Raw genomic sequence first — 14,087 nt, 5'->3', positions numbered from 1 at the left:
TGCAACGCAACAAGGTCAAGAAGAAGGGGCAATAACAGGCTCGCGCATGGTGACGAACTCTTCGGCGGCAGTGGGATGGATGCCGATGGTGCTGTCAAACACGGCCTTGGTCGCACCGGCCTTCATGGCCACGGCAAAGCCCTGCACCACTTCACCCGCGTCCGCGCCCACCATGTGCAGGCCCACCACGCGGTCGGTCGCATCGTCCACCACCAGCTTCATCAGCGTGCGCTCCGTGCTGCCACTCAGCGTGTGCTTGAGCGCCTTGAACTCGCTGCGGTAGATGCTGACCCGGCCAAATTTCTGGCGCGCGTCGGCCTCCGTCAGGCCCACGGTGCCGATGTTGGGGTGGGTGAACACGGCAGTGGGAATCAAGTCGTAGTCCATCTGCCGCGCAGCCTTGCCGGCCTTGGGGCCGAGCAAATGGTCTACCAGTGCCATGGCCTCGCCCAGCGCCACCGGCGTGAGCTGCACGCGCGCCGTCACGTCGCCCAGCGCGTAGATCGACGGCACCGAGGTCTGGTAACGCGCATCCACCAGCACTGCACCGTCAGGTGCCTGCGCCACGCCCACAACCTCCAGGCCCATGTTCTGCACATTCGGCACCCGGCCTATGGCGTACAGCACCTGGTCCACCGTCAGCGTGTCGCCATTCCCCAGGCGCACTTCCAGGCCTGCGGCGGTGCGCAGAATGCTGGCCACCTCTGTCCCCAGGCGCAGATCCACACCGGCCTTGCGCACCTCCTGCGCCAGGAATGCACGCACATCGTCATCAAAACCGCGTAGCGGCTGCTGGCCTCGGTACACCTGGGTCACCTGTGCACCCAGGCCGTTGAAGATGGAGGCAAACTCACAGGCGATGTAGCCCCCGCCCACCACCAGCAGGCGCTGCGGGAACGGGTCCAGGTCGAACATCGCGTCCGACACCACGGCGTGCTCGGCGCCCGGCACCGAGGGCACGGTGGGTGTGCCGCCAGTCGCCAGCAAGATGTTCTGGGCGCTGTAGCGCTGGTCGCCGACCTGCACGGTATGCGCGTCCACCAGCGTGGCCCAGCCGGTCAACAGCGTCACGCCCGCACCCACCAGCAGCTGGCGGTACACGCCATTCAGGCGGCTGATTTCTGCGGCGCGCCGGGTCTTCAGCAGACCCCAATCGAAACTTGGCCGCTCTACCTGCCAGCCAAAGCCGGCAGCCTCTTCAAAGGACTCTGCATAGTGGGCCGCATAGCTGTAGAGTTTTTTGGGAATGCAGCCCACGTTGACGCAGGTACCGCCCAAGGCCCCGGCCTCCACCAACGCCACCCGCGCACCGCGCTGGGCCGCCATGCGCGCGGCCCGTACCCCGCCGCTGCCACCGCCCACCACCAATAGATCAAATGCGAATGCAGACATTCCAGAGACTCCTGTTGCTGCGGTGTGTAAAGCCGCATTTTGCTATAAAAAAAATAGCTTCCGAAACAAGCGCTTACTACGCCATTACCTTTTTTAATGAAACATGGCGACCCGGCCGCGCATAAATCGCAATAATGGCAGCCTCTACGCTCTACCCAAAGGTTATCTGTGAAATTCCCCCTGTGTACCGCCGCCTTCTGCCTGCTGGTCAGCAGCACTTTCAGCGCCATGGCAACAGACGCCGCCGATGCTGCCAAAGAGCCCGGCGCCGTTGTCACATCCAGTGGCCTGGTGTTCCGCTCGCTCAAGGACGGCACCGGCGCCAGCCCCACGGCCAGTGACAAGGTCAAGGTCCACTACCGTGGCACCTTCCTGGACGGCAAGGAATTCGACAGCTCCTATAAACGCGGCGAACCCATCGAATTCCCGCTCAATGGCGTCATCAAATGCTGGACCGAAGGCGTGCAGCGCATCAAGGTTGGCGGCAAGGCCAAACTGACCTGCCCGGCCAGCATCGCCTACGGTGAACGTGGCGCCGGCGGCGTCATTCCGCCCAACGCCACGCTGCAATTTGAAGTCGAGCTGCTGGCCATCAACGGCAAGTAAATTTCTCTCTGGATTTTTGGACCCACCATGGCACCCTCCCTGGCCACGCAAGACACAACCTCCACCTCCGACCCCCGTGGCAGCACCGCTGCGCATGAGCACATCGCCTTCATTGGCGGCGGCAACATGGCCAGCGCCATCATCGGCGGGCTGATCAAAAAAGGCGTGCCGGCGAACCACATCGTGGTCGTCGAGCCCTGGGAGGAAGCCCGCAACAAACTGCTGGCCGACTTCGCCGTGGTGGCCCATGAAATGCCCGGCCCCGCACTGGCCAGCGCCCGCACCGTGGTCTGGGCCGTCAAACCCCAGGTGTTCAAGGACGCTGCCCTGCAAGCCCGCTTCCACACCAAGCAGGCCCTGCACCTCAGCGTGGCCGCCGGCATCCGCAGCAGCAGCATCGCCCGCTGGCTGGACAGCGAGCGCATCGTGCGCGCCATGCCGAATACCCCCGCGCTGATCGGCAAGGGCATGACCGCCCTGTTCGCCCGAGACGCCGTGACCGACAGCGACCGCCACGTCATCGAAAAAGTACTGGCCGCCACCGGTGAAAGCCTGTGGGTGGGCGACGAGACCCAGCTGGACGCGGTCACCGCCCTGTCTGGCTCCGGCCCGGCCTATGTGTTCTATTTCATCGAAGCCATGATCCAGGCTGGCGCCGACATGGGTCTGAGCCGCGCCCAGGCCCACAAGCTGGCCGTGGGCACCTTCTATGGCGCGTCGGCCCTGGCCCATGCGTCCAACGAGCCGCCCGAAATCCTGCGCCAGCGCGTCACCTCCAAGGGCGGCACCACTTTTGCTGCCACCACCTCCATGGACCAGAGCGAGGTGAAAGCGCACTTCATCCGTGCCATGCAGGCCGCGCAACACCGTGCCCACGAGTTGGGTGACGAGTTCGGCGAGTAAACCAGCCCACCGCACCATGGCCACGCAGCAAAGCACGATCGACTTCCTGCTGGACCAGCTGACCACTGCGGGCCCCGTCACGGCCCGCAAGATGTTCGGCGAATACTGCATCTACCTGGCCGGCAAACCGGTGGGCTTTGTCTGCGACGACCAGCTCTTCCTCAAGCCCACCCCCGAGGGCCGTGGCCTGATTCCCGCGCCCACCGAAGGCTTCCCCTATCCCGGCGCCAAGCCCTACCTGCTGATCACGCCCGACGCCTGGGACGAACGCGAGTGGCTGTGCCAACTGGTGCGCACCACGGCCGATGCGCTGCCCGAACCCAAGCCAGCCAAGCCGCGTAAGCCCAAGGCCTGAAACCGATTGCTACATAAAAAATAGCTGCTAGCGCAGGTACTACCTGCGCTAGCAGCCTATTTCACCCCAACCTCACAAACCGACTCAAGCCGCCATGCGCAGCTGCTGGTGCGGGTCGATCACAAACTTCTTGGGCGCACCCGCGTCGAACTCGGCGTAGCCTTTGGGCGCGTCGTCCAGCGAGATGACTTGCACGCCAACGATGTCGGCGATGTGGATGCGGTCCCACAGAATGGCTTGCATCAGCGCGCGGTTGTACTTCATCACCGGGGTCTGGCCGGTGTGGAAGCTGTGCGACTTGGCCCAGCCCAGGCCGAAGCGCAGGCTCAGGGCGCCGCTCTTGGCGGCCTTGTCGACACCGCCCGGATCGTCCGTCACGTACAGGCCGGGGATGCCGATTTTTCCGGCCGCGCGGGTGATCTCCATCAGCGAATTCAGCACGGTGGCGGGCGCTTCGCCTTGCGATCCGGCGTGGCCGTGGCCGCGGGCTTCGAAGCCCACGGCATCCACAGCGCTGTCCACCTCGGGCGTGCCCAGGATGGCGGCGATCTGGTCGGCCAGGCTCACGTCCTGCGACAGATCGACGGTTTCAAAACCGACCTTGCGCGCATGCACCAGGCGGGCCGGGTTCACGTCACCAACGATCACCACGGCAGCACCCAGCAGGCGTGCAGATGCGGCAGCAGCCAGGCCGACCGGGCCGGCACCGGCCACATAGACCGTGCTGCCCGGGCCCACGCCGGCGGTCACCGCTCCGTGGTAACCGGTAGGCAGGATGTCGGACAGACAGGTCAGGTCCCGGATCTTGGCCAAGGCGCGATCACGGTCAGGGAACTTCAGCAGGTTGAAGTCGGCGTAGGGCACCATGACGTACTCGGCCTGGCCGCCGATCCAGCCACCCATGTCCACATAGCCGTAAGCACCACCAGCACGCGAGGGGTTCACGCTGAGGCAGACGCCGGTGTGCTGCTCCTTGCAGGTGCGGCAGCGGCCGCAGGCCACGTTGAAGGGCACGGACACCAGGTCGCCCTTCTTGAGGGTCTCCACGTCGCGGCCCACTTCCAGCACCTCGCCGGTGATTTCATGGCCCAGCACCAGGCCGGACATGGCAGTGGTGCGGCCGCGCACCATATGCTGGTCGGAGCCGCAGATATTGGTGGACAGCACTTTCAAAATCACCCCGTGCTCGGCCTTCTGACCCAACGGGTTGATGAGCTTGGGGAAGGGTATGGATTGCACCTCGACCTGGTTTTGCCCCAGGTACACGACACCTCGGTTATCTGACATAGCGTTTGTCTCCTTTGTTCTTCATACACACGTGAATATGGATACGCCATCTGCCCTGCGGACAGACGCGTGCCCCATCGTAGTGCGGAGGAATGGTGGCTCTGGCCAAATTGCGACACCAATCGGCCAGTTAGGTCCATACGCCGGTAAGTGTTCGTAAGAACGTGTTCACGTTCTTAGCGCGAGGCCTTACCAGCTGGGCCCGCGGCGAATTGCATCGATCTTGCCTTCCAGCTTCTTAACGCTGGCCGTGCCCGTGGACTTGCCCGACAGCACCTCGTGCGTGGCGTTCCAGAAGGCCGCCGAAACCTCGTTGTACTTGACGCCAGTCACCGTGGCCGGCCGGGGGATGGCGACCTTCAGCGTCTCGAACAAATCGCCGTAGAACGGGTTGGCGGCCAGGATGTCCTTGTCCTGGTACAGCTTGGGGATGGTGGGGTTGGAGGCCAGGGTGATAGCGCGCTCTTTTTGCACCGCCTCGCTGGTCAGGTACAGCACCAGGTCCGCCGCTTCCTTGGGGTGTTTGGAGTACTTGCTGACCGCCATCTGCCAGCCGCCCAGCGCGGCCGCGCCGCTGCTGTCCGGGCCGTCGCCCTTGGGCATGGTGATCACGCCGATCTTGCCCTTGACGCCGCTGTCGGCCCCGTTGCCCAGCGCCCAGACATACGGCCAGTTGCGCATGAAGACGGCATTGCCGCTCTGGAACACGCCGCGCGCCTCTTCTTCGGCGTAGTTCAGCACGCCCTGGGGGGCGATGGTGCCGATCCAGCCGGCCGCCATGTCCAGCGCCTTGGCGGCCTGGGGGTTGTTGATGGTGGTTTTGCCCGCGCGGTCGATGATGGTGCCGCCGCCGAAGCTGGCCACCCACTCCAGGCCGGTGCAGCTCAGGCCTTCATAGGCCTTGGCCTGGAACACAAAGCCCTGCATGGCGGCATTGCCTGCCTTGCGCTCGGCGTCCATCACCTTCTTGGCGGTGGCGGTCAGCTCGGCCCAGGTGCTGGGCGGCTTTTCGCCGTATTTGGCCAACAGGTCCTTGCGGTAGAACATCACGCCGGCGTCGGTCAACCAGGGCAGGGCCAGCAGCTTGCCGTTGACCGTGTTATTCGCCACCATGGCCGGGAAGTGGTTCTTTTCCACGCCGTTGGTATAGGGCTTGAGGTCGAGCAACTGGTCTTTCAGAATGCCGGGCCAGACCACGTCGATCTGCAGCACGTCGAGCTTGTCGGACTTGCCGGCCAGCATCTGGCGGAACAGGCCCAGGATGTCGCTGGACGACTGGGGAATGCTCAGCAGCTCCAGCGTGTTGCCGGTTTTGGCGCCCCACTCGGCGGCCATTTTTTTGCAGTACTGGATCTCCTGCTCGCTCGAGTTGCAGGACATGGTGAGCGTCACCCCCGCCGCCTGCGCGCTGGCCGCGCCGAATGCCCACACACCCATCCAAACCATCTTTTGCAGCTTCATCTTGTCTCCTGAAAGTTATTCAAAACCACTCACTCCAACCGAAACATCGCGGCTTCAAAAGGCCGCAAAACCATGTTGTGCAGACTGGTGCCTGCAGACGGGTAGTTGGCGATCACCCGCTGCGCCACCTGGTAGGGCAGGTCCAGCACCGGCGTGCCGCCATAGAAGTTGCACAGCACCAGCCAACGCTCGTCCCCCAGCGTGCGCAGGTAGGCATAGACCTCGGGGTGCTCGGCCAGCAGCAGCTGGTAGCGGCCATGCACCAGCACCGGCTGGGCCTTGCGCAGGGCAATCAGCTGGCGGTAGTAATGGAACACCGAGTTCGTATCGAGCAAGGCCGCCTGGCTGTGGATCTGCGGGTAGTTGGGGTTCACCGGCTGCCAGGGCGTGCCGGTGGTGAAGCCGGCGTGGGCATGGGCGTTCCACTGCATCGGCGTGCGGGCGTTGTCGCGGCCCTTGCTGCGGATGGCTTGCAGGGCGACCTCGGGCGCAATGCCGCGCTCCTGGGTGGCGCTGCGGTACATGTTGATGGATTCCAGGTCGTAGCAGTCGGCCTCGGACGCATAGGGCTTGTTGGTCATGCCCAGCTCTTCGCCCTGGTACACGTAGGGTGTGCCCTGCATGCCGTGTAGCAGGGTGGCCAGCATCTTGGCGGACTCCACGCGGTAAGTGCTGTCGTTGCCAAAGCGCGATACGGGACGCGGCTGGTCGTGGTTGCCCAGGTACAGGCTGTTCCAGCCCTGGCCGGCCAGGCCGTCCTGCCAGCGCGTGAGGCAGGCTTTCAGGTCGCGCAGGTCCAGGGTCTTCAGCGCCCACTTGCCCTCGCCGTGGCCGGGCACCGAGTCCAGGTCCATGTGCTCGAACTGGAACAGCATATTGAGTGCGCCGGTGTCGGGATGGGTGATCTCCACGCCCTGGCGGATGGTGGCGCAGGGCGCTTCTCCCACGGTCAGGGTGTCGTAGTGGTCCAGCACCTCGCGGCGCATTTCCTGCAAAAACTCCAGCAGCCGCGGCCCATTGGTGAGCAGGGTGAAGGCGGGCTGCAAGAAGCCGGGCCGCAGCACCGGTGCGTCCTGCAGGCTGCCGTCGGCCGCATAGGTCTTGGAGACCATGTTGATGACGTCCATGCGGAAGCCGTCCACGCCCTTGTCCAGCCAGAAGCGCATCAGGCCATGCACCTCGGCGCGCATCCGCGGGTTCTCCCAGTTCAGTTCGGGCTGCTTTTTGGAAAATAGGTGCAGGTAGTACTCGCCGGTAGGCGCATGGAACTCCCAGGTGGAGCCGGAGAACGCGGCCTCCCAATTCGTCGGTGGGCCGCCATCGGCCGCCGGGGCGCGCCAGATGTAGTAGTTGCGGTAGGGGTTGTCTTTGGACTTGCAGGCCTCGGTGAACCAGGGGTGCTCGTCCGAGCTGTGGTTCACCACCAGGTCCATCACCAGCCGGATGCCGCGCTGGTGCATCTGGGCCAGCATCTGGTCGAAGTCGGCCATGCTGCCGAATTCGGGGGCGATGGCGCGGTAGTCGCTGATGTCGTAGCCACCATCGTCGTTGGGCGACGGGTAGATCGGCGACAGCCAGACCACGTCGACTCCCAGGGTCTGCAGGTAGTCCAGCTTGCTGGTGATGCCGCGCAGATCGCCGACGCCGTCGCCATTGCTGTCGCAAAAACTGCGCGGGTAGATCTGGTACACCACGCTGCTTTTCCACCATGCTGGGGCCATTGCGCTTCCTTCTCTCGGGGTAGTTGGGTTGCCGAAAGTTTAGAAGCCGCCCCTGCTTGCCACCAGCGAATCCACTGCCAAAAAACTGCAAGCTATGCAATAAAACTGGGATGCATTCCAGCCCATATCCAAGGGTAAATACGGTGAATCACCTGTGGTGCAGTTTGGTTCAACCGGTTTTAATGCCCAGGCCATGCAACAAAAACCCAATCGCCGCACCCTGCCCTATCCGGCGGAAGAAACCGCCCGCAACAGTGCCGAAAAAGCCCTGCGCATGCGCGCGCATCTGCGCCACAGCATGGCCAGCCTGCTGGCCGGCGGCATGGCGGTGCGCAGCTGCGGCGGCACGCGCGCCAGCAGTGCCGGCAGCCTGCGCGGCGAGGGCCATTTCCACCTGGTGCCCGAGCTGTTCCTGCAGATCGGCGGCAGCACCCAGTTCACGATGCCGCACGGCCCGCTGGCGCTGGGCACGGGCGAAGCCCTGCTGATGCCGCCGCGCATGCTGCATGCCGAAACCATCTCGGGCAACTTCAGCAACCTGGTGGTGTATGCCGACGGCACGGCCCTTACCTGCCACCTGGCGGCCGAAACCACGCCCGGCCGCCCCGGCATAGACCACCTGGAATCGCGCCAGCACCCGCACGCCGCCCGCATCCACGACTGGCTGGCCGACGCTGCCGCACTGGGCTTTGATGCCGAAGATGCCAATGCCCGCCTGCAGGTGCGCGCCCTGCTGGCCAGCGCCTGCGCAGGCGTGCTGCGGGTGCTGGACGATGCGGCGCCGCGCACCCAGCCCGAGCCGCCGCTGGTGGCCCGGGTACGCATGTGGGTCAACAACCAGCTGGGCGACCACGCCCTGAACGTCACCGCCCTGGCCGCGCAGGCTGGCTGCACGCCCGAATACCTGTCCCATGTGTTCAGCCAGACCACCGGCGGCCACCTGATCGCCCACATCAACCGCCAGCGCATGGCGCGCGCCGCGCATCTGCTGGAAGAGACCGATATGGTGGGCAAAGAGGTGGCCTGGGCCTGCGGCTTTACCACCCCCAGTTATTTCATCCAGACCTTCCGCCAGCAGTTCGGCGCCACACCGCAGCAGTGGCGTGCCAAGCGCCGGGCCGAGCGGGGCAGCACAATGCCGATAACGGAGTAAACATGGCCACCCACCCCAGCACCGCCGAATTCCTGCTCGACCAACTGGCCGCCACCGGCGCCGCGTCCGTGCGCCGCATGTTTGGCGAATACTGCGTCTACCTGGCGGGCAAGCCGGTAGCGCTGCTGTGCGACAACCAGCTGTTCCTCAAGCCCACCGAAGCCGGCCAGCGCCTGATCGGCCAGGCGGTGGAGGGCGCGCCCTTTCCCGGTGCCCGGCCACATTGGCGGATCACCGCCGACCAGTGGGAAGACGCGACCTGGCTGTGCCAACTGGTGCAGGTCACGGCCCACGCGCTGCCCGAACCCAAGCCCAAACCACAACCCAAAGCGAAACCGAAGAAGAAGGCTCAGCCGAAAGCGTAGCTACCGCCGGCCACGCCGACAAACACCGCAAACCCGACCCAGTGGTTCAGGCGGAAGGCCTTGAAGCAGCCATCGCGCTGGCGGCTACGGATCAGGGTCCAGTGCCATAGCGCCTGCAGCGCCGCCACCCCGATTGCTACGTAAAAAATAGCACCTTGCACATACGGCTCAAGCGCCAGCAGCCAAATCAGCAAGTAAATCGCGTAGAAAGCCATGACGCCCGCCACGTCGAAGCGGCCCAGGGTGATGGCCGAGGTCTTCATGCCGATCTTCAGGTCGTCGTCGCGGTCGACCATGGCGTATTCGGTGTCGTAGGCCAGCACCCAGAACAGGTTGCCCAGCAACAAGACCCAGGCCAGCGGCGGCACGCTCTGCCACCAGGCGGCCAGGCTGAAGCCCACCCAGCCGGCGGCGCTGAACACCTGCCAGGCCGGCCCGCCCCGCACGGCGGCGAATGCCATCGGAATGCCGAAGCTGAAGGCCACGCCCAACACGGCCTGCGGCATGGACACATAGCGCTTGGCATACGGATAGACCAGGGCCACGGCCAGCGCGGCAAACGACCAGACCACCGTGACCGCATTGGTCGTCAGCACCAGCGCAAACGCGGCGATGGCCAGCAGCGCGCCAAAGCGCAGCGCCGCCCCCACCGACAGCGCGCCGCTGGTCACCGGGCGCTGGGCCGTGCGCTTGACGTGCTTGTCGAACTCGCGGTCGGCCACGTCGTTGACGCAGCAGCCGGCGCTGCGCATCAGGATGGTGCCCAGGGTGAACACCGCCAGCAGATGCCAGCCCGGGAAGCCCCCCGCCGCCACCCACAGCGCGCTGAGGGTGGGCCAGAGCAAGAGCAGCCAGCCAGCCGGGCGATCCCAGCGTATCAGTTGCAGATAAAGACGCACAGATTTCATAGCCAAACAGGCTGCCAGCGCAGGTAGAGCCTGCGCTAGCAGCTACGATTTATGTAGCAAACAGACTTACAGGCCGAGTTGCCGCAGGTCCAGCTTGCCCTGCAGCACCGGCGGGCACCACAGGTAGGCGCCCGAGACCGGCTTGGAGTAGCTGAAGGTGGCATCGACCACGCCGTCCTCCTGCCCGGCCATGCGCCGCATCTGGGCTTCGAACGCATCCAGGGTGGCGCCGAAGGCCACGAAGAACAGGCCGCACTGGTGGCCCACGGCCCAGGGCATGGAGCGGCGCAGCACAAAGGCTTCGGGGCTGAAGCTTTCTTGCGCTGTGCGCTTCACATGGGCCGAAATCGGCGCGTCGTCCAGCTCCTCGTTGTCGGACATGCGCCGGCCCATGGCCTTGTTTTGCCCGTCCGTGCCGAGTGCGTCGAAGGCGTCCAGGTTGTGCACCCATTGCTGCACGGCGACAAAGCTGGAACCGTCCTGCTGCAGTGCGGCGGCCACGGCCTCGGCGCCCTCGGGGTTTTCGGTGCCGTCTTCAAAGCCGGTCAGGTCGCGGCCATGCTCGGCCGCCGGGTCGCCGTGGCGAAAGCCGTCGAGCACGCGGTCCAGGTGGAAGGCCGGGGCCAGGGCTTTTTCGATGGCGCGGGCCTGCAGCACCAGCTCGCCTTGCGCTGCGCCACGCAGCCAGCACCACAACGCCACGGGCGTGCTGGGCACCTGCACGCCGTGGCCAGACATGTCGGGCATGAGCCGCAGGCCGGGTACCTCAGCCCCCAGGGCCTGCACCAGCGTGGCACCCAGGCCGGCGACAACGCGGCGGCCATCGACCTGGTCCACCAGGCGCTGCAGCGCGGCACGCAGGGCGTCTGCACTGGTTTGGGCCGGAATGGAGAAAAACAGGTAACGCCCATGGGCGGGTACGGCTTGCAAGATGCCGGCTTGTGCAAATTCCACAGGGTGCTCCACAAAGATCAGGAAAGGCGTTTCACGCCCGGCAGTTCGCAGGCGTAGATGGCGTTGCGCAAGGCGGCAATCGCCTCGTAACGGGTAAAGCTGCGCCGCCAGGCCAGCACCACGCGGCGCATGGGCGGCTCGCCGTCGAACGGCAGGTAGCGCACATAGGGGTCCTCGTCGCGGCCCCGGCGTGGCTTGGTGGACAGGGCGGCCTTGGGCACGCTCAGGCGCGGCACCAGGGTGATGCCCATGCCAGCGGCGACCATGTGCTTGATGGTCTCCAGCGAAGAGCCTTCAAAGCTCTTGCGTATGCCCTCGGCTCCGCTGGAGAAGCGCGCAAACTCGGGGCACACCTCCAGCACATGGTCGCGGAAGCAGTGGCCGTTGCCCAGCAGCAGCATGGTCTCGGCCTTGAGCTGGTCGGAGGTGACGCTAGGTAGCAGCGCCAGCGGGTGGGCTGTGGGTACCACCACCATGAAAGGCTCGTCGTAGAGCGGCGCCACGGCCAGACCGGTATCGGGGAAGGGCTCGGCCATGATGGCGCAATCGATCTCGCCCATGCGCAACATTTCGAGCAACTTGACGGTAAAGTTTTCCTGCAGCATCAGCGGCATCTGCGGCGTGCGGCTGATGACCTGCTTCACCAGGTCGGGCAGCAGATACGGGGCAATGGTGTAGATGATGCCCAGGCGCAGCGCGCCGCCCAGGGGGTCTTTGCCGCGCTGGGCGATTTCCTTGATGTTGGCGGCCTGCTCCAGCACGCTTTGCGCCTGGCGCACGATCTCTTCACCGAGCGGGGTGATGGTGACCTCGTTGGCGCTGCGCTCGAAGAGCTTCACGTCCAGTTCTTCTTCCAGCTTCTTGATCGCCACCGACAGCGTAGGCTGCGACACGAAGCAGGCATCGGCCGCCTTGCCAAAGTGCTTCTCGCGGGCCACGGCCACGATGTATTTGAGTTCGGTGAGGGTCATGGGCTGTATTGTCTACCGGTCCAAGGCTCTGTGCACCCCCTTTGCCAGGGCGATACAGGCGAAGCTAATCAGGAATCACGGCGTCGATCACCGCGCCGGTGGCTTTCACGCCGGTCTTGACGATGACGGCGCCGGTGGTCACCACGGCGTCGGCCACGGCCACCACGGCACAGCCACTGCACGCCATCGCCATGGCCACCACCCACATCCATCGCCGCATACTCGCCCCACTTATTGAAAAAACAGGCCGCATCATAAAACCTGTACCCTCACGCCCGATTTAGACTGTGTACCATTTCGTACACAGGTACTGAAATCGGCCCGAAGCCCGAAAAAATACGTTCAAAATAGGCCCCCGCATACCCACTGGGTGGGGTCACGATTTCATCTGGCGACCGGCAACAGACTGCCAATAACATGTATTTGGAGGCGTATCGATGAGACTTATTCCGAGCACGATCAGCGGACGGTTGGCCTGCGGTTTTGCCGCGCTATTGGTCTTTATGGCTCTGAACATCGGAGTGGCCTGGGTGCAAATGAACCGCTTGGGCGCCACCTCGGACCACCTCATCGACAACCTGGCAGCCCGCGAGCGCGAGGCCCGGCAATGGCAAACACTGCTGGGGCGCAACGCCTTGACGGCCAACGGCGTGCTCGTCACCAGCGACCCGGAAAAGCTCAAGCCCCTGGTGGAGGAGCTCAATAGCGGCACGGCCCGCATCACGGCGCTGTACGCCGCCTATGCCAAGCGCGACGACGCGCAGGCCCCCATCAGCAAAGCGCATACAAACTTTACTGCTGCCACCAAGGACTTCATGGACGCGGTGGCCTCGGGCTCCAGCGACTTCATGCGCTCGGAGTTCTACGACAAGTTCGCCCCCGCCGTGCGCACCTACCAGGATCTGCTGGAAACGTTGGCACAACACCAGCAGGAACAGATGGACCAGGGCCGCGCCGCCGCCGATGTGGAACGCGCCAACGGCATCCGCGCCATGCTGCTGCTGGGCATACTGGCCTGCGCCGTGGGCGGTGTGGTGGCCTGGCGCCTGTCCAGCGGCATCCGCCGCGCACTGATGGAAGCCGTGCGCATGGCCCATGCCGTAGCCCAGGGTGACCTGACGGCACGCAGCACGGTCAAGGTCCAGGGTGAGCTGGAGCAGTTGTTTGGCGCCCAGGAAAGCATGTGCGAGCGCCTGCGTACCACGCTGTCCAGCATCCAGACCTCGGCCGAGGCCGTGCAACTGGGCTCGGGCGAAATCGCCTCCGCCAACAATGACCTCAGCGTGCGCACCGAGCAACAGGCCGGCACCCTGCAAAAGACCGCCTCCACCATGGAGCAGATGACCTCGGCCGTGCATAACAACGCCCACAACGCCACCCAGGCCAGCCAGCTGGCCAAGAGCGCCAGTGCCAACGCCGTGCAGCGCAGCGCGCAAATGAATGAGCTCGTAGCCAGCATGCAGCAAATGGCCTCCAGCAGCAGCAAGATCGCCGAGATCACCGCCGTGATCGACAGCATCGCCTTCCAGACCAATATCCTGGCGCTGAACGCGGCCGTGGAAGCCGCACGCGCCGGCGAAAACGGCCGCGGTTTTGCCGTGGTGGCCAACGAGGTGCGCACCCTGGCGCAGCGTAGTGCCACCGCTGCACAAGAGATTCGCGGCCTGATCGCCAACAGCGTACAGAACGTGAATGCCGGCGTGACCCTGGCCACCGCCGCCGGCGGCTCCATCGGTGACCTGGTGCAAAGCGTGCAGGCCGTGGCCGGTCTGCTGCAGGAGGTTGCGGACTCCACCGAACGGCAAAGCCAGGAGCTGTCGCACATCAACCATTCGGTCGCCGAGCTGGACCATATGACGCAGCAGAACGCGGCCATGGTGGAAGAAAGCGCCGCAGCCGCCAGCAGCCTGAAGGAGCAGGCCGACCATCTGAAAGACGCCGTGGCGGTGTTCCGCTTCGGTTAGGCCTTTACTAGAGCGTGTCGACGTTCTAAGCAAGCTCCCCCAGGCGG

The 14,087-nt window shown here is 64.8% G+C and carries 14 protein-coding genes; 6 read left to right on the top strand and 8 right to left on the bottom strand.

Features of this window, described 5'->3' with window-relative positions:
* Positions 1–15: 15 nt before the first annotated feature.
* Positions 16–1,392 (bottom strand): glutathione-disulfide reductase, encoded by a 1,377-nt coding sequence (gorA, locus tag AC07R0_RS23155; protein ID WP_495106638.1) that lies wholly within the window; start codon positions 1,390–1,392, stop codon positions 16–18.
* Positions 1,393–1,620: 228 nt separating this feature from the next.
* Between gorA and AC07R0_RS23150 the strand changes: the two genes are divergently transcribed.
* Genes AC07R0_RS23150 through AC07R0_RS23140 form a run of 3 tightly spaced genes read left to right on the top strand, consistent with a single transcriptional unit; the run spans position 1,621 to position 3,256 of the window.
* Positions 1,621–1,998 carry an FKBP-type peptidyl-prolyl cis-trans isomerase gene (locus AC07R0_RS23150; RefSeq protein ID WP_495098686.1) on the top strand — a complete coding sequence of 126 codons (378 nt, stop codon included), beginning with the start codon at positions 1,621–1,623 and terminating at the stop codon, positions 1,996–1,998.
* Positions 1,999–2,025: 27 nt separating this feature from the next.
* Positions 2,026–2,901, top strand: coding sequence for a pyrroline-5-carboxylate reductase (proC, locus tag AC07R0_RS23145; protein WP_495098645.1), 876 nt, complete (start codon positions 2,026–2,028; stop codon positions 2,899–2,901).
* 16 nt (positions 2,902–2,917) lie between these two features.
* On the top strand, positions 2,918–3,256 hold the full coding sequence (locus AC07R0_RS23140; protein ID WP_495106637.1) for a TfoX/Sxy family protein: 339 nt from the start codon (positions 2,918–2,920) through the stop codon (positions 3,254–3,256).
* An 84-nt stretch (positions 3,257–3,340) separates the two neighbouring features.
* Here the strand turns inward: AC07R0_RS23140 and fdhA are convergent, their stop codons facing one another.
* The 3 genes from fdhA to AC07R0_RS23125 all read right to left on the bottom strand — a co-directional run bounded on the left by fdhA (position 3,341) and on the right by AC07R0_RS23125 (position 7,725).
* Positions 3,341–4,543 carry a formaldehyde dehydrogenase, glutathione-independent gene (gene fdhA / locus AC07R0_RS23135; protein ID WP_495098643.1) on the bottom strand — a complete coding sequence of 401 codons (1,203 nt, stop codon included), beginning with the start codon at positions 4,541–4,543 and terminating at the stop codon, positions 3,341–3,343.
* A 189-nt stretch (positions 4,544–4,732) separates the two neighbouring features.
* Positions 4,733–6,004 (bottom strand): ABC transporter substrate-binding protein, encoded by a 1,272-nt coding sequence (locus tag AC07R0_RS23130; protein WP_495106636.1) that lies wholly within the window; start codon positions 6,002–6,004, stop codon positions 4,733–4,735.
* A 29-nt stretch (positions 6,005–6,033) separates the two neighbouring features.
* The gene (locus AC07R0_RS23125; protein WP_495106635.1) at positions 6,034–7,725 is read right to left on the bottom strand and encodes a glycoside hydrolase family 13 protein; all 1,692 of its coding nucleotides are present in this window, start codon (positions 7,723–7,725) and stop codon (positions 6,034–6,036) included.
* A 193-nt stretch (positions 7,726–7,918) separates the two neighbouring features.
* On the opposite strand from AC07R0_RS23125, the gene AC07R0_RS23120 reads away from it, so the two are divergent.
* Positions 7,919–8,878: a helix-turn-helix domain-containing protein gene (locus AC07R0_RS23120; protein ID WP_315235215.1), complete on the top strand. Its 960-nt coding sequence runs from the start codon at positions 7,919–7,921 to the stop codon at positions 8,876–8,878.
* A 2-nt stretch (positions 8,879–8,880) separates the two neighbouring features.
* Entirely contained in the window at positions 8,881–9,243 is a 363-nt protein-coding gene (locus AC07R0_RS23115; protein WP_310376774.1) for a TfoX/Sxy family protein, read from the top strand.
* On the opposite strand, the gene AC07R0_RS23110 is transcribed toward AC07R0_RS23115, so the two are convergent.
* The 4 genes from AC07R0_RS23110 to AC07R0_RS23095 all read right to left on the bottom strand — a co-directional run bounded on the left by AC07R0_RS23110 (position 9,228) and on the right by AC07R0_RS23095 (position 12,296).
* Positions 9,228–10,151, bottom strand: a complete 924-nt coding sequence (locus AC07R0_RS23110) for a 4-hydroxybenzoate octaprenyltransferase (RefSeq protein ID WP_495106634.1) — start codon at positions 10,149–10,151, stop codon at positions 9,228–9,230. The two genes, AC07R0_RS23115 and AC07R0_RS23110, sit on opposite strands and share 16 nt — an antisense overlap.
* Positions 10,152–10,217: 66 nt before the next feature.
* The gene (locus AC07R0_RS23105; protein ID WP_495106633.1) at positions 10,218–11,105 is read right to left on the bottom strand and encodes a Dyp-type peroxidase; all 888 of its coding nucleotides are present in this window, start codon (positions 11,103–11,105) and stop codon (positions 10,218–10,220) included.
* A 17-nt stretch (positions 11,106–11,122) separates the two neighbouring features.
* Positions 11,123–12,076 carry a LysR substrate-binding domain-containing protein gene (locus tag AC07R0_RS23100; protein ID WP_495106632.1) on the bottom strand — a complete coding sequence of 318 codons (954 nt, stop codon included), beginning with the start codon at positions 12,074–12,076 and terminating at the stop codon, positions 11,123–11,125.
* Between the two features lie 64 nt (positions 12,077–12,140).
* Positions 12,141–12,296 carry a hypothetical protein gene (locus tag AC07R0_RS23095; protein ID WP_495098638.1) on the bottom strand — a complete coding sequence of 52 codons (156 nt, stop codon included), beginning with the start codon at positions 12,294–12,296 and terminating at the stop codon, positions 12,141–12,143.
* A gap of 217 nt (positions 12,297–12,513) precedes the next feature.
* Here AC07R0_RS23095 and AC07R0_RS23090 point away from each other — a divergent pair, with 217 nt between their 5' ends.
* Entirely contained in the window at positions 12,514–14,040 is a 1,527-nt protein-coding gene (locus AC07R0_RS23090) for a methyl-accepting chemotaxis protein (RefSeq protein ID WP_495106631.1), read from the top strand.
* Positions 14,041–14,087: the final 47 nt, after the last annotated feature.

It is taken from the genome of Rhodoferax sp. GW821-FHT07F03 (genome assembly GCF_059418745.1).
This window is presented reverse-complemented; position numbering and strand designations above follow the sequence as displayed.